This window comes from Acuticoccus sediminis (assembly GCF_003258595.1).
Taxonomy (GTDB): Bacteria; Pseudomonadota; Alphaproteobacteria; order Rhizobiales; family Amorphaceae; genus Acuticoccus; species Acuticoccus sediminis.
The window spans coordinates 67910-86363 of record NZ_QHHQ01000002.1 but is presented as its reverse complement, the minus strand read 5'-3'; the positions used below and the strand labels follow the sequence as shown (position 1 = coordinate 86363).

The 18454-nt window shown below is 67.5% G+C and carries 13 protein-coding genes; 5 read left to right on the top strand and 8 right to left on the bottom strand.

The window, feature by feature from the left end:
- Positions 1-47 precede the first annotated feature (47 nt).
- Positions 48-1361: an APC family permease gene (locus tag DLJ53_RS08660; protein ID WP_111346157.1), complete on the bottom strand. Its 1314-nt coding sequence runs from the start codon at positions 1359-1361 to the stop codon at positions 48-50.
- Positions 1362-1413: 52 nt separating this feature from the next.
- Positions 1414-1896 carry an ion channel gene (locus DLJ53_RS08655; RefSeq protein WP_111344356.1) on the bottom strand — a complete coding sequence of 161 codons (483 nt, stop codon included), beginning with the start codon at positions 1894-1896 and terminating at the stop codon, positions 1414-1416.
- A 361-nt stretch (positions 1897-2257) separates the two neighbouring features.
- Between DLJ53_RS08655 and ppsA the strand changes: the two genes are divergently transcribed.
- The 5 genes from ppsA (at position 2258) to DLJ53_RS08630 (ending at position 11456) form a co-directional block, all read left to right on the top strand.
- A complete protein-coding gene (gene ppsA, locus DLJ53_RS08650; protein ID WP_111344354.1) occupies positions 2258-4678 on the top strand; it encodes a phosphoenolpyruvate synthase in 2421 nt (806 codons plus the stop codon).
- Positions 4675-5682, top strand: a complete 1008-nt coding sequence (locus DLJ53_RS08645; protein ID WP_111344352.1) for a hydroxyacid dehydrogenase — start codon at positions 4675-4677, stop codon at positions 5680-5682. Before ppsA ends, DLJ53_RS08645 begins: the two co-directional genes overlap by 4 nt.
- Positions 5648-7804 (top strand): glycogen debranching protein GlgX, encoded by a 2157-nt coding sequence (gene glgX, locus DLJ53_RS08640; protein ID WP_211100566.1) that lies wholly within the window; start codon positions 5648-5650, stop codon positions 7802-7804. The genes DLJ53_RS08645 and glgX overlap by 35 nt, the downstream gene beginning before the upstream one ends.
- A gap of 59 nt (positions 7805-7863) precedes the next feature.
- On the top strand, positions 7864-8640 hold the full coding sequence (locus DLJ53_RS08635) for a glucose 1-dehydrogenase (protein WP_111344348.1): 777 nt from the start codon (positions 7864-7866) through the stop codon (positions 8638-8640).
- 74 nt (positions 8641-8714) lie between these two features.
- Positions 8715-11456 carry a cation-transporting P-type ATPase gene (locus DLJ53_RS08630; RefSeq protein ID WP_111344346.1) on the top strand — a complete coding sequence of 914 codons (2742 nt, stop codon included), beginning with the start codon at positions 8715-8717 and terminating at the stop codon, positions 11454-11456.
- Positions 11457-11585: 129 nt separating this feature from the next.
- On the opposite strand, the gene glgP is transcribed toward DLJ53_RS08630, so the two are convergent.
- From glgP to DLJ53_RS36650, 6 genes are all read right to left on the bottom strand, one after another.
- Positions 11586-13280 (bottom strand): alpha-glucan family phosphorylase, encoded by a 1695-nt coding sequence (glgP, locus tag DLJ53_RS08625; protein WP_111344345.1) that lies wholly within the window; start codon positions 13278-13280, stop codon positions 11586-11588.
- A 34-nt stretch (positions 13281-13314) separates the two neighbouring features.
- Complete coding sequence (locus DLJ53_RS08620) at positions 13315-14013, bottom strand: CBS domain-containing protein (RefSeq protein ID WP_202913074.1); 699 nt, start codon at positions 14011-14013, stop codon at positions 13315-13317.
- Entirely contained in the window at positions 14013-15068 is a 1056-nt protein-coding gene (locus DLJ53_RS08615; RefSeq protein WP_111344343.1) for a type II glyceraldehyde-3-phosphate dehydrogenase, read from the bottom strand. The genes DLJ53_RS08620 and DLJ53_RS08615 overlap by 1 nt, the downstream gene beginning before the upstream one ends.
- Positions 15069-15138: 70 nt before the next feature.
- Complete coding sequence (locus tag DLJ53_RS08610) at positions 15139-16737, bottom strand: ABC1 kinase family protein (RefSeq protein ID WP_111344341.1); 1599 nt, start codon at positions 16735-16737, stop codon at positions 15139-15141.
- A 25-nt stretch (positions 16738-16762) separates the two neighbouring features.
- Positions 16763-18136 (bottom strand): SAM-dependent methyltransferase, encoded by a 1374-nt coding sequence (locus DLJ53_RS08605; RefSeq protein ID WP_244935045.1) that lies wholly within the window; start codon positions 18134-18136, stop codon positions 16763-16765.
- Positions 18099-18302, bottom strand: coding sequence for a YHS domain-containing protein (locus DLJ53_RS36650; protein WP_111344337.1), 204 nt, complete (start codon positions 18300-18302; stop codon positions 18099-18101). The genes DLJ53_RS08605 and DLJ53_RS36650 overlap by 38 nt, the downstream gene beginning before the upstream one ends.
- Positions 18303-18454: the final 152 nt, after the last annotated feature.

Sequence of the window (18454 nt, the reverse complement as noted above, 5' to 3'; positions counted from 1 at the left end):
CGGTGTTCCCACGCCACAAATTAGCCGAACGTGCGGAGTTTCACGCTTCAGTGATCGGCGTGCGGCTTCCCGGCAGTCCAGCGTGATAGGAAGATTCGCTCATACGCGAAGACCGCGGTGATGGCCACGACAGCGATGACCACGATGAGCGGGTCGGATTGCAGTTTCGTGGCGCCGAAGACGCCGAGCACCAGCGTGTCGAGGGCGATGGCCGTGACCAGCACCCAGCCACTCGCGCCGATCTCCTGGCGCAGCCGGCGGAACACGCCCCAGTGGATCAGGATGTCCATCACCAGATAGAAGAAGGCGCCGAGCGAGGCGATGCGGCTGAGGTCGAAGAACACCGTCAGCAGCCCCGCGATCACCACCGTGTAGACCAACGTGTGCTCGCGGATCGGACCGGACATGCCGAAATGGCTGTGCGGAATCATCTCCATCTCGGTCAGCATCGCCAGCATGCGCGAGACCGCGAAGACGCTGGCGAGCAGACCCGAGGCGGTGGCGACGACCGCGAGCGCGATGGTGAAGTAGAACCCGTAAGGACCGAGCGCCGGCTCCGCCGCCTCTGCCAGCGAATAGTCCTTGGCGGCGACGATCTCGTCCAGCGAGAGGCTCGAGCCGACCGCGAACGCGACGAGCAGGTAGACGACCACGCAGATCGCGATGGAGAAGACGATCGTGCGGCCGACATTGCGGTGCGGATCGACGATCTCGGCGCCGCTGTTGGTGATCGTGGTGAAGCCTTTGAACGCGAGGATCGAAAGCGCGATCGACGCCATAAAGCCCGCGATCGGGATGGTTTCCGGCGAACCGGATGCCGGCGCGAACGCAAACCCGCTGGCCGCGAGCGCCGCGATGCCGAAGACCGCGATGCCGCCGATCTTCAGGAACGCCATGACCACCGAGAACAGGCCGACGGAGCGGTTGCCCGATCTGTTGACCAGGTAGGCGAAGACGATCAGCCCGACGCCGAGCACTGGTACAAGGATACTACCGGCATCCAGATTGAATGGCCTGAGGACATAGGTGCCGAAGGTGCGGGCGACGAGGCTCTCGTTGATCACCATGGAGAGCGCCATCAGCAGCGATGCCGCCGCCGCGACCGCGCCGGGCCCATAGGCCTTCTGCAGGATCATCGCGATCCCGCCGGCTGACGGGAAAGCATTCGACATCTTGACATAGGTATAGGCGCTGAACCCGGTGACGATCCCGCCGGCGACGAAGGAGAGCGGGAACCAGGGTCCCGCCAGTTCCGCGATCTGCCCGGTGAGCGCGAAGATGCCGGCGCCGATCATGACGCCGGTTCCCATCGAGACGGCGCCGGTGAGGGTGATGCTGTTCGCCTGGTAATCGGATTTCATCGTGTGCCCGTCTGTCTCGGTTCCGGCGTGGCCCGGAAAGGTGTCATGGATGTCATGGCGCATTTCCGCCGGGCTTCCTATCCGCAGCGAGGCCGCCCGGCTCGGTGCAAGGCTGCCAGGGCCAGAGATGCCCCATGGCGATATAGATGAAAGAGCCCGACCAGGCGATCAACAGGAGACCGTTCAAGGCCTCGACACCGGTGATGAATCGAAGGTGGCCGCTGGGAAAGACGTCGCCGAGTCCCAGCGAGGTATAGCTCACGATCGAAAAATAGAAATAGTCGAGCGGATCGGCGATGGTCCGACCGCCGAAGTCGCCGAGGGCGAGCGCACCACTGGCGAGCGCATAGGCACCCGCGTACACAGCCACCTCGACGAAGTGGGTCATCAGCGCCACCAGGACGATGACCAGAATACGCACGCCGGCGGTCATCGCGATGCGCGCCATCCCTCCGGAAAGCCAGCGCAGCACGGCGTAGTGAAAAAGGAATGTCGCGACGACGAGCGACACCGCCATGATTACTGCAACGATCATCTCGGACTCCGGTTGATCTGAATAGGTCGGATTCTTCGCGCCGTCTTCAGCGGCTTAGCGTATGGAAGCAAGGGCAATGCAGAGCTGACGTTTTTGATCGCGCCGTCTCCCTGTATCCGATGCAGCAGGCGCCCTCCGGTCGGACCTTTCAGAGCAGCCGATGAATTTCTGTGACCGGCGGGCGCCCTCGCGGCTCCCGGAGCGTCGCGGCGCCGCTGTAAGGCACGACGCCCAGTCGCGTCATTGAAAGAGAAGCCGACCTGCCACCGATCAGGACCGAAAGCGCCCAGTTCGCTCAAGGCCGAAGTGGGGCGGCACGGAGGCGGCGCAGGATCTCGGCCCGATCACGAGGAGCACAGCGATGACCGAACAACGCACAGCCTGGTTCGACACCCTGACCGTACGCGATGTCCCGCGCGTCGGCGGCAAGAACGCGTCGCTTGGCGAAATGGTCCGTACGCTGAAGGACAAGGGCGTGCGGGTTCCCGACGGCTTCGCCACCACGGCCGCCGCCTTCCGTGAATACGTCGCGGCCAACGGCCTCGAGGCGGAGCTGCGCGCGCGCATCGAGGCGCTGAAGAGCGGCAAGGCTTCGCTGCACGAGACCGGCGAGGCGATCCGCAGGCTGTTCCTCGACGCCGAATTCCCGGAGCCGATCGCCGAGGCAATCAAGGAGGCCTATCGAGAGCTGTCGCGACGCGGCGAGCAGAGCGAGGTCAGCGTCGCCGTGCGCTCCAGCGCCACCGCCGAGGATCTGCCGCAGGCGAGCTTCGCCGGTCAGCAGGAGACCTTCCTCAACGTGCGCGGCGAGCGCGCCCTGCTCGACGCCTGCCGGCGCTGCTACGCCTCGCTGTTCACCGACCGCGCCATCAGCTACCGCGAGACCCAGGGCTTCGACCATCTGGAAGTGGCGCTGTCGATCGGCGTCCAGCGGATGGTCCGCTCCGACCTTGCCGGATCGGGCGTCATGTTCTCGATCGACACCGAGACCGGTTTTCCCGGCGTCGCGGTGATCAGCGCCGCCTGGGGTCTCGGCGAGACCGTGGTCCAGGGCGCCGTCGACCCGGACAAGTACCTGGTGTTCAAGCCCCTGCTCGGCGACGGCCGCCATACGCCGATCATTGAGAAGACGCTGGGCGCCAAGGAGACCAAGATGATCTACGCGACCGGCGGCAGCACCCGCACCGCGACGGTCGCGACCACTCAGAAGGAGCGGCAGACCTTCGTCCTCGCCGAGGCGGAGATCCTCGAGCTCGGCCGATGGGCGGCGATCATCGAGGACCACTACGGCCGCCCGATGGACATGGAATGGGCCAAGGACGGCGAGACGGGCGAGCTCTACATGGTCCAGGCGCGGCCGGAGACGGTGCAGTCCTCCCGGCAGACCGGCCAGTTCAGGACCTATCGGCTGAAAGAGAAGGGCATGCCGATCCTTACCGGCTCGGCGATCGGCGAGGCGATCGCCGCCGGTCCCGTCTGCGCCATCCGCAGCGCCGCCGACATCGACCGCTTCCGCGACGGCGCCATCCTTGTCACCGGGATGACCGATCCGGACTGGGTTCCGATCATGAAGAGGGCGGCCGGGATCATCACCGACCATGGCGGCACGACCAGCCACGCCGCCATCGTCAGCCGCGAGCTCGGCGTCCCCGCCATCGTCGGCACCGGCCACGGCACCGAGCTGCTGCGCGACGGCCAGGAAATCACGCTGTCCTGCGCCGAGGGAGACCGGGGCGTGGTCTATGACGGCATCCTGCCGTTCGAAGCGACCGAGGTAGACCTCTCCGACCTGCCAGCGACCCGCACGGCGATGCTGGTGAACATTGCCAGCCCCGCCGCGGCCTTCCGCTGGTGGCGCCTGCCGGCCAGGGGCGTCGGGCTGGCGCGGATGGAGTTCATCATCAACAACCTGATCAAGATCCATCCGATGGCGCTGGTCCATCCGGAGCGGGTGGAGGATCCGGCGGCGCGGCGCGAGATCCGCGACCTCACGCGCGGCTACGACGATCCGAAGGACTATTTCGTCGAGACGCTGGCGCTCGGCATCGCCAAGCTGGCGGCGCCCTATCATCCGCATCCGGTGATCGTGCGGCTCAGCGACTTCAAGACCAACGAGTATGCCCATCTCCTCGGCGGCGCCGCCTTCGAACCCGAGGAGGAGAACCCGATGCTCGGCTGGCGCGGCGCCTCGCGCTATTACGACGAGCGCTACCGCGATGGCTTCGCCCTCGAATGCCGCGCACTCAAAAAGGTGCGGGAGACGATCGGGCTGACCAATGTCATCGTCATGGTGCCGTTCTGCCGGACGCCCGAGGAGGCGGACCGCGTGCTGGCAGTCATGGCCGAGAACGGGCTGTCGCGCGGCGAGAACGGCCTCGAAATCTACATGATGTGCGAGATTCCGTCGAACGTGTTCCTGGCGGAGGAGTTCGCGGAACGCTTCGACGGCTTCTCGATTGGCTCGAACGACCTGAGCCAGCTCGTGCTCGGGGTGGACCGTGACTCGGGCGAGCTCGCGCCGCTGTTCGACGAGCGCAACGAGGCGGTCAAGCGCGCGGTGCGGGAGGCGATCGCCAAGGCGCACGCAGCCGGCATCAAGATCGGCATCTGCGGCCAGGCGCCGAGCAACTATCCCGACTTCGCCGCCTTCCTGGTCGAGGAGGGGATCGATTCAATCTCGCTTAATCCCGACAGCTTCGTCGCCACCGTGCGCCGCGTGGCAGAAGAGGAGGAGCGGCTCGGCGCGGCGACGGCACCCCGCGCGGGCGAGGCTGTACGATGAAGGTTGTCGTCTTCGAGACCGAGGAATGGGAGCACCAGGCCTGCCTGCGGCTGAAGCCGGCGCACGAGCTGAGCTGCACGCGCGAGCCCCTCGATGCTCGCACGGCCGCAGCTCACGCGGACGCCGAGATCGTCAGCACCTTCGTGAACTCGAAGCTCGGCGCCGACGTGCTGGCGCAGTTCCCTTCGCTCAAGCTGATCGCGACCCGCTCGACCGGTTACGACCATATCGACCTCGGCTGGTGTGCCGCGCACGGTGTGGCGGTGGCGAATGTGCCCGACTACGGCGATTCAACCGTGGCGGAGCATGCCTTTGCGCTGCTCCTCGCCGTGGCGCGGAGCCTGGTCGAGGCGGTCGAGCGGACCCGCCGCGGCAACTTCTCGCAGGCCGGGCTGCGCGGCTTCGAGTTGCGCGGGAAGACGCTCGGCGTGATCGGCACGGGGCGGATCGGGCGGCGCGCGATCGAGATCGCCCGCGGCTTCGGCATGACGGTCATCGCTCACGATCTCTACCCAGACGCTGACGCGGCGAGCCGTCTCGGCTTCTGCTATGCCGACCTCGACGAGGTGCTGGCTGCGGCGGACGCGCTGACGCTCCACGTGCCGGCGACGCCGGGCTCCGCGAGCCTGATCTCCGACCGCGAGTTCGGCCTGATGAAGCCGGGCGCGATCCTGATCAACACGGCGCGCGGCAATGTCGTCGACGTGCCGGCGTTGGTCCGGGCGCTTTCCGAGGGGAGGCTGCGGGCCGCCGGGCTCGACGTCCTGCCGCAGGAGCCGCTGATCCGCGAGGAGGCGCAGATCTTCCGTGAGGCGTGGACCGAAGGCCACGACCTGAAGGCGCTCGTCGCCAACCACGTGCTGCTGCGCTTCCCGAACGTGATCGTCACGCCGCACAACGCCTACAACACGGAAAGCGCGGTGCGACGCATCATCGAGACCACGCTGGAGAACATCGAGGCCTTCGTCCGTGGCGAGCCGCGCAATTTGGTCACCCATGGCTGACGACAAGGCCGCCGGAGCGCCCGTCGGTGTCCATGGGAGGCGTCAGGCGCCGCCTCCATCACACGAACCGGCACAGGCAGCTTCCACACCGGCGGAGCCGGACAGCGGCCCCGTCCGGATCGACCGCGGTGAGCCGCTGCCGCTCGGGCTGCACGATTGCCGCGACGGCTTGAACATCGCGGTGTTCAGCCGGCACGCCACGGCCATGACCCTGCTTCTATACGAGACGGCCGCCGGGACCCAGCCGAGCGCCCGGTTCCCTCTCGATGCCCGGTGTCACCGGACCGGCGACATCTGGCATGCCAGCTTGACGGGAGATCTTCGCGGGAAGCTCTATGCTCTGCAGGCCGACGGGCCTCGTTCGCGGGCTGGCGGAGACGACATCGATCCGCATCAAACGCTGCTCGATCCCTACGCCGCCGCCGTTACAGACCTGTCCGGCGGTTCGCGTGGCCGCTGCGTCATCGCCGACCAGCGCTTCGACTGGGCCGACGACGCACCGCTCCGCCATCCCTGGAGCGAGACCATCCTCTACGAGACCCATGTGCGCGGGCTCACGATCGACCCGTCCTCCGGGGTCCGCCGACCGGGGGAATATCTCGGCGTCGTCGAGAAGATCCCCTATTTCCGGGAACTCGGCATCACCGCCCTCGAACTGATGCCGGTCCAGGCCTTCGACCCGGAGGCGGCCGAAGGGCTCAACCCGCTGAGCGGCGAGCGGCTGCGCGACTACTGGGGCTACAATCCAGTCGCCCTGTTCGCGCCGATGCCGGGCTATGCCGGCGATGTCGCGCCGGGTGGCGATCTCATCGCCTTCAAGACCATGGTCCGCGAGCTTCACCGGGCAGGCATCGAGATCATCCTCGACGTCGTCTTCAACCACACGGCGGAAGGGGGAAGGAACGGTCCGACCTACAGCTTCCGGGGGCTCGACGACGCGATCTACTACATCCTGACGCCCAATGGGGAATACGTGGACTATACCGGCTGCGGCAACACGCTGAACTGCAACCATCCGGTGGTGCGCAGCATGGTCGTCGACTGCCTGCGGCACTGGGTGATCCACTGCCACGTCGACGGCTTCCGCTTCGACCTCGCCTCGGTGCTCGGGCGGGATGAGCAAGGCAACCTGCTGGCGAACCCGCCTCTGCTCGAACAGATCGCCGAGGACCCGATCCTGCGCGACGTCAAGCTGATCGCCGAAGCCTGGGACGCCGGAGGCGCCTTCCAGGTCGGCCGCTTCCCCGGCCGACGCTGGGCCGAGTGGAACTGTCACTTTCGCGACGATGTCCGCCGCTTCTGGCGCGGCGACCCGGGCATGACCGGGGCGTTGGCGACCCGTCTCGCTGGCAGCAGCGATCTCTATCAGCCGGGCGGCGAAAGCCCGCTCAACAGCATCAACTTCATCACCAGCCACGACGGCTTCACGCTCAACGACCTCGTCAGCTACGCGCGCAAGCACAACGAGGCGAACGGTGAGGACAACCGTGACGGCCTCGACGAGAACTACAGCGACAACAACGGCGCCGAAGGACCGACCGACGATCCGCACATCGAAGCGATGCGGCTGCACCGGATCAGGAACCTGCTCGCCACGCTCCTGCTCTCGCGCGGCGTGCCGATGCTGCTCGGCGGCGACGAGTTCCGCCGCACGCAGGCGGGCAACAACAACGCCTATTGCCAGGACAATGCGATCTCCTGGTACGACTGGTCGCTGGCGGAGCGGAATGGCGAACTCGTGCAGTTCGTCCGGCGGCTGATCGCGCTGCGCAAGGCGCATCCGGTCCTGCGCTCCGAAACTTTCTACACGGACGGGGAGATCAACTGGTTCGGACCAGCAGGGCAAGAGCCCGACTGGAACGGGGCCGACAACCGGCTCGGCTGTCTCGTGCGGGGCAGCGACGTGGCACTCTGCCTGCTCTTCAACGGCTCTCCTGCCCGATGCCGGTTCGTCGTGCCGGCGCCGCCAGGGGGAGGATGGGAGGTGGTGATCGACACGTCGAAGGAGCAAACCACCGCCGACGCTTCGTTCGGCGCCGGACACCGGATGAATGCTGCGGGCGAGATCTGGCTCGAGGCGCGCACGACAGTCGTCGCTGTCAGCCGCTCCAAGGAAGCGTAGCTCAGAAACCTGAGGCGGGTTCTCGGCCCGCCGGAATCGACCAGAGAGGAGTCTAAAAGATGAGCAGAGTGCGAGACAAGGTGGCGATCGTGACAGGAGCCGCGCTGGGGCTGGGCGAGGCCTCGGCGCGGATGCTGGCGCGGGAGGGCGCAAAGGTGGTCGTCACCGACATCAAGGAGGAGGAAGGCGAGCGGGTGGCGCAGGACGTCGCCGCGGCCGGTGGCGAGGCAATCTATCTCCATCACGACGTCGCCGACGAGAGCGCGTGGCAGCGAATGATCCAGGCCACCCTCGACCACTTCGGACGGCTCGACGTGCTGGTCAACAATGCCGGCGTCGGCTGGGGTGGGCCGCCCGAGGAGGAGACGCTGGAGCGCTGGCGCCGGCTGATGAGCGTCAATCTCGACGGCGTGTTCCTCGGCACCAAGCATGCGATCCTGGCGATGAAGCGGAACAACCCGCCGGGCGGCTCGATCATCAACCTGTCCTCGATCGAGGGTCTGGTCGGCGACCCCAATCTCGGCGCCTACAATGCGTCTAAGGGCGGCGTGCGAATGTACACCAAGTCGGTGGCGCTCTATTGCGCCAAGGCGGGGTTGAACATCCGGGTGAACTCGATCCATCCTGGCTACATCTGGACGCCGATGGTCGAGAACTACCTTGCCGAGAACGGCGACGTCGAGGAGGGCCGGCAGGCCCTTAACGCCCTGCACCCGATCGGTCATGTCGGCGAACCGGACGACATCGCCTTCGGCGTGCTCTATCTCGCCTCCGATGAGTCGAAGTTTGTGACCGGCACCGAGTTGGTCATCGACGGCGGTTACACCGCCCAATAGGCGGCCTTCGCCCGCGCAGCCCGTTCACTCGCCCGCTTCAGGGCCCCGCGCCGCCTTCGGCGCCGAGGGATGCGATGACCGACCTTATCCAGCAGCAACCGGCCGTCACAAATTCCGCTAGGCCCTGGCACGCCGTCCCCGTCGAGGAGGCTCTGCAGGCGCTCGCGACCGGTGACGACGGCCTGGACGGGCAGGAAGCTTCCCGGCGGCTGGCCGGGCATGGCCGCAACCGCCTTCCGGTGGCCAAGCCGCGCGGCGCGTTCCGCCGCTTCCTTGCGCAGTTCGACAACCTGCTGATCTACGTGCTGCTCGCCTCCGCCGCGATCACGCTGGCGCTCGGCCACGGCACCGACGCGGCGGTGATCGCGGCCGTCGTGCTCCTCAACGCCGCGATCGGCTTCGTGCAGGAGGGCCGCGCCGAGCGGGCGCTCAGTGCCATCCGCGGCATGCTGGCGCCGCACGCCTCGGTCATGCGCGGCGGGCATCGCCTCACCGTCGAGGCGGAGACGCTGGTCCCGGGCGACCTCGTGCTGCTCGATCCCGGCGACCGGGTCCCGGCCGACCTCCGTTTCCTTCGAACCCGCAACCTGCGGATCGAGGAGGCGGCGCTGACCGGTGAATCGATCCCGGTCGACAAGTCACCGGCGCCGGTCGGGCCCGAAGCGCCGCTCGGCGACCGCAGCTCCGTCGCCTTCTCGGGCACGCTCGTCGCCGCCGGCCGGGGCGCCGGCGTGGTCGTCGCCACCGGTGCCGACACCGAGATCGGGCGCATCAGCGCGCTGGTCGGTGCGGTCGAGACGCTGAGAACGCCGCTGCTGCGCCAGATGGACGGCTTCGCAAGGCGCCTCACTTTCGTCGTCCTCGGCCTCTCGGCGGCGATCTTCGCCTTCGCCGTCCTCGCCCGCGGCTACGCCGCAGAGGACGCCTTCCTCGTCGTCGTCGGTATTGCGGTGGCCGCCATTCCCGAGGGCCTGCCGGCGGTGATGACGATCGCGCTCGCCATCGGCGTGCGGCGCATGGCGGCGCGGAACGCCATTGTCCGGCGCCTGCCTGCGGTCGAGACGCTGGGCTCGGTCGCGATCATCTGTACCGACAAGACGGGCACGCTGACGCGCAACGAGATGACGGTCGCGGCGGCAGTGACGTCCGCCGCCACCTTCGCCGTCAGCGGCGAAGGCTACGACCCGAGCGGCGCTGTGCAACATGGCGAGGAGGAGATTGATCCGGCCAAGCACCCGGTGCTGGGCGAGCTGGCGCGCGCGGCGCTGCTCTGCAACGACGCCGCGCTGCGCCGAAGCGACGCCGGCTGGGTGGTGGACGGCGACCCGATGGAGGGCGCCCTGGTCGCCTTCGCAAACAAGGTGGGGTTCGACACGCAGACCCTGCGCCCACAGTTGCCGCGAAGCGACGAGATCCCCTTCGACGCCCAGCACCGCTTCATGGCGACGCTGCACCACGATCACGCTGTCGGGGCCTTCCTCTGCCTCAAGGGCGCGCCGGAGCAGGTGCTGGCGATGTCCGGCCGTCAGCGTGGTCCCGCGGGCGACGAGCCCCTCGACCCAGTCGCGTGGCGGGAGCGGGTGGAGGCGCTGGCGGCGCTCGGGCAACGGGTGCTCGCGGTCGCCACCAAGCCGATGCCGCCGGAAACGCGCGAGCTCGCCTTCGCGGACGCCGAAAGCGGTCTGACGCTGTTGGGCCTCCTCGGTCTGATCGACCCGCCGCGCGAAGAGGCGGTGGCGGCGGTGCGCGACTGTCAGGCTGCCGGGATCCGGGTCAAGATGATCACCGGAGACCATGCCGCGACCGCCGTCGCCATCGCCCGGCAGCTGGGGATCGAGAACCCCCACGCCGTCGCCACAGGGGCGGAGCTCGATGGGCTCGACGACGCGGCGCTGCGCCGCGCGGCGCGCGACACCGACGTCTTCGCCCGCACCGCTCCGGAGCACAAGCTGCGCCTGGTCGAGGCGCTACAGGCCGACGGCGCAGTGCTGGCGATGACCGGCGACGGGGTGAACGACGCGCCGGCGCTGAAGCGCGCCGATATCGGCGTCGCCATGGGTCGCAAGGGCACCGAAGCCGCGAAGGAGGCGGCCGAGATGGTGCTGGCCGACGACAATTTCGCCTCCATCGTCGCGGCCGTGCGTGAGGGCCGGACGGTCTACGACAACTTGAAAAAGGTCATCGCCTGGACCCTGCCGACCAATGGCGGTGAGGCGCTGACCATCATCGGCGCCATCCTCATCGGGCTGACGCTGCCGATAACGGCGGTGCAGATCCTGTGGATCAACATGGTGACCGCCGTGGCGCTCGGCCTCACCCTGGCGTTCGAGCCGAGCGAGCCGGGCGCCATGCACCGACCGCCCCGCGCGACCGACGAGCCGCTGCTGTCGGGATTCGTGATCTGGCGGATCATCTTCGTGTCGATTCTGTTCGTGATCGGCACGTTCGGGATGTTCTTCTGGGCCGAAAGCCGCGGTCTGTCGTTGGAGGAAGCACGCACGCTGGTGGTCAACACCATCGTGGTGATGGAAATCTTCTATCTGTTCAGCGTGCGCTTTCAGCACGGCCCCTCGCTCACCTGGAGCGGCGTGTTGGGCACGCCGGCGGTGTTGATCGGCGTGGGCCTGGTCATCTTGCTCCAGCTCGCTTTCACCTATGCGCCGCCCCTGCAGGCCCTGTTCGACACGCGGCCGGTGGGCCTCTCGGATGGGGTGGCGGTGGTCGGCGCAGGCGTCATCCTGCTAGCGGTTCTCGAGTTCGAGAAGCTGATACGGCGACGCCTCGGACGTTGGCGCTTTCGTCATGAGGCCGCATGAGAAGATGCACCGAACCCGGACGTCTACTGCCGGTTCGATCGCACGCCGAATGAGCGTAGCGGGTCGGCTGTCGGCCGGCTCGGCCACCGTAGCCTGCTTCTTCTACTCCTGTCGTCTTCGCTGCTCGCATCATCGGAGATAGGCCTCGCTCGCATAGCGGCGCATCATGCGCTGGCTGTTGAAGCGAGAGCCGATCTTGCTGATCGAGTCCTTCATCATCCGGATCCAGCGACCGCGGTCGGCGTGATAGAGCGGCAGGACCGTTCGTTCGAGCTTGTCGTAGAGGTCCTGGGCATCGTCCTCGTGGCGCTGGTCGTCGTGGCCGATCGCCCAGCCGGTCACCCCCTCGACCCAGGCCTCGATCCACCAGCCGTCGAGGACGCTCAGGTTCAGGACACCGTTCAGCGCCGCCTTCATCCCGCTGGTGCCCGAGGCCTCGTAGGGTGGTAGCGGCGTGTTGAGCCACACGTCGGCGCCGGCGACGAGCGTCTTCGCGAGCGCCATGTCGTAGTTCGGCAGAAACGCCATGGGGATGTCGCCCGCCAGGCTGCGCATGTGGGCGTAGATTGCGGCGATCAGCGCCTTGCCGCCCTCGTCGCGCGGATGCGCCTTGCCGGCCGTCACGAGCTGGAACGGCTGGCCGCGGTTGATCGCCCGCAGCCGCTCCAGGTCCGTGAACAGCAGGTCGGGGCGCTTGTAGCCGGTCATTCGGCGGGCGAAGGCGATCACCGGCACGTCCGGCCGCATCGCCACGCCGGTCAGACGCTGGACCTCGGCGAGCAGGTCGCCTTTGGCTTCCTGATGCGCCGTCCAGACGGCGTTGTCCGAAAGCTGGTCCGCCCCGGACAGTTCCTCCGGATCGTGCCCCCAGTCAGGGGCGATCTCCTGAAACAGCCGGGCAAAGGCCGGGTGCGTCCAGGTCGGGGCATGAACACCGTTGGTCACGGCCCGGATCCCGTAGCCAGGAAACATGCGCCGGGCCGTCTCGGCGTGGCGGAGCGCCACCCCGTTCACATAGCCGCTGAGGTTGAGCGCCAGGCGGGTCATGTTCAGGCGGTCGGGTCCGGCCAGCAGCTTCATCTGGTCCAGCGGTAGAAAGTCGCCGAGCAGCCGCCCCGCGTCTTCGTAGTCGAAGCGGTCGTGGCCGGCCTCGACGGGCGTGTGGGTGGTGAAGACGCAGCGGTCGCGCACCCTGTCCGCATCGTAGCGCAGCGCGCCGTCGCTCGGCCGGTCGGTCGGATGCGGATGCTCGCGCAATAGCCCGGCCGCGAGCAGCGCGGCGTGGCCCTCGTTGAGGTGATAGGTCTCGATGTCGAAGCCGAGCGCGTGCAGGAGTCGCATGCCGCCGACGCCGAGCACGATCTCCTGCTTGAGACGGTAGGCTTCGTCGCCGCCGTAGAGGCGATCGGTGATCGCGCGGTCGGCGGGATCGTTGTGATCGAGCCTTGTGTCGAGCAGGAGGACCGGGATCGCATGTCCGATCGGGCAGGTCAGCACGTACAGCCACGGCCGTACCCAAACGGCACGCCCTTCGATCCGAACGGCCACCATGGCGTCGAGCGGTATCGCCCAATCCGCCAGATCCCACGGATCGGCGTGATCGACCTGCCGGCCGTCGCCATCGATCTCCTGGCGCAGATAACCCTCCCGGCTGGCGAGGGTCAGGAACACCATCGGCAGTTCGAGGTCGGCGCAGGAGCGGGCGGTGTCGCCGGCGAGCATGCCGAGCCCGCCGGAATAGGTGTGCATCTCCGGCCGGAGCGCGATCTCCATCGAGAAATAGGCGATCCGCCTGCGCGGGAGAAAGGGGTCGATCGGCGACATCTTGTGGCTCCTATGGCCGGAGACGGGTTCCTGACTAGGTCCACATGCCGTAGGCGGGAATGCTGCTAACGTTGAGCTCCACGCCCTTCACGCCGGGCACGTTCCCGGCAGCGACCCGCAGCGCCTCGCCCTGTTCATGCGAATCGACGACTCCCCAGAACTGGACGATGCCGTCCACGACCACGACGCTTACGCCGTAGGTCGGTGCCCAGTCGGCCGTCCGTATCTCCTCGAGGATCTGCTTTCGGATCGTCTCGTCCTCGATGGACGCGGTGTCGGCCGGAGCATGGCGTTGCGCCGCAAGGCCGCGCAGCAGGTCGGCGCGGCTGACGATGCCGACGACCTTTCCGTTGCGCAGGACCGGCACCCGCTTGATCCGCTTGGTCTCCAGGAGATGGGCGACGTCGCCGGCCGGCATGTCTTCCGTGACGGTGACCACGTCGCGGGTCATGACGTCGGCGGCGGAGCGGCCATGCGTCTTCACGTAGTCCGCCGCGTTCTCGCCGGATCCCGCGAAAAGCCGCAGCCACCAGGAGCCGTGCCGATGGCTGCCGTCTTCCGCGCGACGCAGGAAGTCGCCTTCGCTCACCATCCCGACCAGCCTGCCGGCGCTATCGATCACCGGTACGGCGCTGACGTGCCGTTCGAGGAGAAGCCGCGCCACGTCCGACACGCCGGTCTCCGGCGCGACCGAGACGACGGGCGTCGTCATGATGTCCTTCGTCTGCATCATCATCGTCCTCCCAGCGCATCGACGACCGCGCCGATCCCCAGGGCGGCGTTCGTCTTGGCAATAGATTCGTGAGGGTCGCGCACCTGCCCGACCAGAGCCCGGATCGCATCCACCGTCTCGGGAATGACGATCGCCTGGTTGTCGACCATGTAGCCGTAGAAGAGCTCGTCACCCTCGACCTTCAGCATGTCGGCCCACAGCGCCACCTCGTAGAGGTTGTCGTGCGGGCGGCCGAGATCGGCCATCAGCTCCTTGACCGCGTTGATCGCCGTCAGCCCGTCCGCCATGCGGATGAGCGCGATGCGCGGCGACGCGCGGAAGGCGTCCAGCACCTCCTCCTTGTCGGCCGGCCGCGTCAGCTGCACCGCCCAGTAGTGCAGGTGCGCCAAGGTCTCCGGCACCTTCACGGCCATGGTGATTACGTCGAGGTCGGGATCGACGCTCCGGGCGTCGGGTCCCTGGTGGCTCGGGATCCCGGGCTCGGGCACCAGCGTGTTCATGATGCCGCCCAGATGGCTCTCCCACGGGTCAGTGGCGCGGCGCAGCAGCGTCCCGCGTGCGCGGCGCAGCAGCCCGGCATGCTTCAGCGCCGTGAGGGTGCGCACGATCGAGGTGGTGTTGCAGGAGACGACGCGCGTGCTGTCCCCGCCGAGCGCGCTCTCATAGCTGGCCTCGGCGACGAAGGAGTGGCCGGTCACTTCGTGCTTTTCGCCGCCCTGGACGATGAACTTGATGCCCCTCTGGCGGTAGATCTCCACGTTCTTCGCCGCCACGCGCTTCGGCGTGCAGTCGACGACGACATCCGACGCGCCGAGAAGGTCGTCGAGCGTGCCGGCGACGTCGAGCCCGGCATCGCGCATCGCCTGTGCATGCTCGCTCGCGGCGCCGAAGAGGCGGTAGCCCTTCTGGGTCACCATCCGCGCCCGCCAGTCGGCGCTGATGTCCGACACGCCCGCAAGCTCCATGTCGTCCTGTCGCGCCACCGCGTCGGCCACGCGCTTGCCGATCACGCCATAGCCGTTGACGGCGATCCTGGTCCTGCTGCTTGCATTCATCTCTTTCTCCTCGGGTAAGCGTCGATACTGTTCGTTGGCTCCGGGGCGGTTGGGCGGCTCCTGTGCATCGCTACAGTCGTCCCGAACGGGCGACCGCCCGCACCAGCCGGAACGACAGCCAAAGCGCGAGCGCGTAGCCGAACAACGCGAGCAGCGGCAAATCGCCGAACACGCGTGGCCCGGCGCTGTGCAGCATGAGCAGCGAGGCCGCGACATAGAGGCCGAGCGCGATCATGGCCAAGGCGAGGCGGTTGCCGGTGCGGTCGAGATGCGCCTCCAGGCTCTCCAAGCCCTCGCGCCGCATGAGCAGGAGGGGCCCGCCGCCCTCGCGCTGCGCTCGGTGCAACCAGGTCGCGATCATCCCCGGCAGATCCTGCGCGGTCAGAGCGGCTTCGGTCTTCAGCCGGGTGAAGGCCGAGGCGGCCGCATCGCCGCGCAGGACGCCCTCCATCATTTCGCCGCCCCGCGCCAACAATGTGTCCAGGACCTTGAATTCGGGGTCGAGCGTTCGCAGCGCGCTCTCGACCAGGTACAGTGCCCGCATGAGCACCACGAGGTTGTGCGGAACGACGAAATTCTCGCCCGAGCCCAGCCGGGCGACGCGCAGCACGGCCTCGGCGAGCGACCAGTCCTTGAGCGGCAGCGCGGCATAGTCGGATAGGATCTCCTCGATACCGCGGATGAAGGCGGGACGGTCGATCGGCTCGCCGAGCAGGCCCAGATCGACGGCCGCGTCGAGCATCCATGCCGCGTCCTTGTTCACGAACGCCTGAAGGTAGAGCGCGAGGGAGCGGCGGGTGCGGCCGTCGAGATACCCGACCAGCCCGAAATCATGGAAGCAGAGGCGTCCGTCCGGCATGACGAAGAGGTTGCCTGGATGGGGATCGCCGTGGAAGAAGCCGACCACGAAGAACTGATGGAGATAGGCGTCGATCAGAACCTGCGCGAGCCGCGGGCCGTCAATAGAGGGGTGGCCGATGCCCAGCCCGCCGCTCATCTCCTGCACCAGCACGGCCTCGGCATAGAGATCGTCGATCACGTCCGGAATGTTGAGCCCCGGCCATCCGCGGAAGGCTTCGCCGAATCGGCGGATGCTGCGTGCCTCCTGCCGAAAGTCCGCTTCCTTGCGGAGATTAGCCCAGATCTCGTCGACGATGCGGAGCGGCTGGTAGCGCTGGAGGCGTGGTGCCAGCACCAGGATGAGGCGGCCTATGCCGACGAGCGCGTGCATGTCGCGATCGATCTGGACCCGGATGCCGGGGCGACGGATCTTGACGATGACGGCGCGCCCGTCCGGCAGGCGAGCCCGGTGCACCTGGGCGATCGAGGCCGCTGCCATCGGTTCCGTCTCGAACGCCCCGAAGACCTGCTCGACCGGTCGGCCGAGCGCGACCTCGACCGCATGCCGCGCTTCCGCGCCAGGGAAGGGCGCGACGTGGTCCTGCAGCCGGCGGAGTTCGGCGAGCCAAGTATCGGGCAGCAGGTCGCGGCGCAAGCTGAGCGTCTGCCCGAACTTCACGAAGGTCGGGCCAAGCCGCTCGAGCGTGATGCGAAGCCGGCGCGGCAATTGAGACCCCTCGGCCGGCGTGCCGCGCAGGCGCTCGACCGTCGCCGCGCCGAGCAGGCTGGCGGCGCCCGCGCCGATTCGGAGGAGCCGGCCGCCGATCATGAGGCGAACGCTCGCTGGGCGGTCCTCATGGCGCGACGTCCTCCGCCCTGACGTCCCGGCGCTCCCAGTCGGTGATGTAGTCGCGTGTCAGCGGCACTGCGTCGCGCCGGCGCGCGAGCTGGAGCTGGAACACCATCATCGGGCCGTTGCGGAACGCGGCCTCGCAGGCGGCAAGGTAGAACTCCCACATGCGACAGAAGCGCTCGTCGTAGATGGCTTTCGCGCGGTCGCGGTTGGCCTGGAAGCGCTCGAACCAGTGCCGCAGCGTCTCGGCATAGTGTAGCCGCAGGATCTCGATGTCGGTGACCCAGAGTCCCGAGCGCTCGACGGCCGCCAGCACCTCCGACAGCGCCGGGCAGTAGCCGCCCGGAAAGATGTACTTGCGCAGCCAGGGATCGGTGGATCCAGGCGGATCGGCCCGTCCGATCGCATGCACGAGGGCGATGCCTTCCGGGTTCAGGCGTTGGCGCAGCGTGTCGAAATAGGTGCGGTAGTGCGCCACCCCGACATGCTCGAACATGCCGACGGAGACGATCCGGTCATAGGTTCCCTGATCCTCCCGATAGTCGCGCATGACGAAACGCACACGGGAGGAGAGGCCGGCGGTGACGGCACGTTCAGTTGCAACGGCGAGCTGCTCCTGCGAGAGCGTGAGGCCGGTGACATCCGCCCCTGCCGTCTGCGCCATCTCCAGCGCGAGCCCGCCCCAGCCCGAGCCGACGTCCAGCACGCGCATGCCGGGCTCGAGCAGGAGCTTCGCCATGATGTGGTGTTTCTTTTTCTCCTGCGCGTCTTCGAGCGACTCGGCGCCGGTCTGGAAATAGGCGCAGGAATATTGCCGGTCACGGTCGAGGAACAGATCGTAGAGCGCACCAGACAGATCGTAGTGATGCGCGATGTTGGCGCGCGCCCGCGCGAGGCGATTGTCCTGCTGAAGCCTGCGTAGCAGGCGGTCGAGTTCGCCTCGCAGCGCGCCGATCGGATGCTGGTCGAGGGCTTCGAGATTGCTGGTGCAAAGGTGTAGGAGGTCGCGCAGCGTCCCTTTCTCGATCGAGATCGTACCGTCCATGTAGGCTTCGCCCAAGGCGAGCGACGGGCGAAGAAGGATACGCAGCGGCAGCAGCGGATCGCAAAGTCTGACCGTGACGTCTGGACCGCTGTCGCCGGGGCCGAAGGGGTGGACCCGGCCGGTCGCATCGATAACTGTCAACCGACCGGTCCGGATCACCTCGGTGAGAAGTCGAGAGAAGAACGGCAAAGGAGAGCGGGCGGCTCCCTCGGGGTACGCGGCCGGAACATCTGTCTGGGGCTGAGTGGACATTTCTTCGCTTCCGCGGACATCATTGTGTCTTCCCGCGCGATCACTGCGCAGGTCGAGGTGACTTCCCGGCTTCGCCATGGGGCGGAGCTCGCTCATGACGCGACGCGGCATAGTGGTCTGGCGCGGCCAGGAATGCGGCGCGGCAAGCGGCGGAGCAGAAGAAATATGCCCAGCCGCGATGCTCGATCGGCTCGGCCTCTCCGAGATCGACTGTCTTCCCACAGACCGGATCGGTTACCTCCATTCCGTGACCTCCTCTCTGAAGAACCATGCCTTTGCCAACGACGCGCTCGTTCGCCTGGGAGCGAACGCGCACCGGAGCATCAACACCACCAAGACGTTTCTCGCACCTACCCGTCGTGAACAGGCGTCGTTCTCCCGGAAAGACGCGGAAGC

Coding starts and splice junctions, on each gene's coding strand:
- ppsA (WP_111344354.1), top strand. CDS start 2,258: ATGACCGAACAACGCACAGCCTGGTTCGACACCCTGACCGTACGCGAT.
- DLJ53_RS08630 (WP_111344346.1), top strand. CDS start 8,715: ATGACCGACCTTATCCAGCAGCAACCGGCCGTCACAAATTCCGCTAGG.
- DLJ53_RS08610 (WP_111344341.1), bottom strand. CDS start 16,737: ATGATCGGCGGCCGGCTCCTCCGAATCGGCGCGGGCGCCGCCAGCCTG.
- DLJ53_RS08615 (WP_111344343.1), bottom strand. CDS start 15,068: ATGAATGCAAGCAGCAGGACCAGGATCGCCGTCAACGGCTATGGCGTG.
- DLJ53_RS36650 (WP_111344337.1), bottom strand. CDS start 18,302: ATGGAGGTAACCGATCCGGTCTGTGGGAAGACAGTCGATCTCGGAGAG.
- DLJ53_RS08620 (WP_202913074.1), bottom strand. CDS start 14,013: ATGATGCAGACGAAGGACATCATGACGACGCCCGTCGTCTCGGTCGCG.
- DLJ53_RS08660 (WP_111346157.1), bottom strand. CDS start 1,361: ATGAAATCCGATTACCAGGCGAACAGCATCACCCTCACCGGCGCCGTC.
- DLJ53_RS08635 (WP_111344348.1), top strand. CDS start 7,864: ATGAGCAGAGTGCGAGACAAGGTGGCGATCGTGACAGGAGCCGCGCTG.
- DLJ53_RS08605 (WP_244935045.1), bottom strand. CDS start 18,136: ATGGCGAAGCCGGGAAGTCACCTCGACCTGCGCAGTGATCGCGCGGGA.
- DLJ53_RS08655 (WP_111344356.1), bottom strand. CDS start 1,896: ATGATCGTTGCAGTAATCATGGCGGTGTCGCTCGTCGTCGCGACATTC.
- glgP (WP_111344345.1), bottom strand. CDS start 13,280: ATGTCGCCGATCGACCCCTTTCTCCCGCGCAGGCGGATCGCCTATTTC.
- DLJ53_RS08645 (WP_111344352.1), top strand. CDS start 4,675: ATGAAGGTTGTCGTCTTCGAGACCGAGGAATGGGAGCACCAGGCCTGC.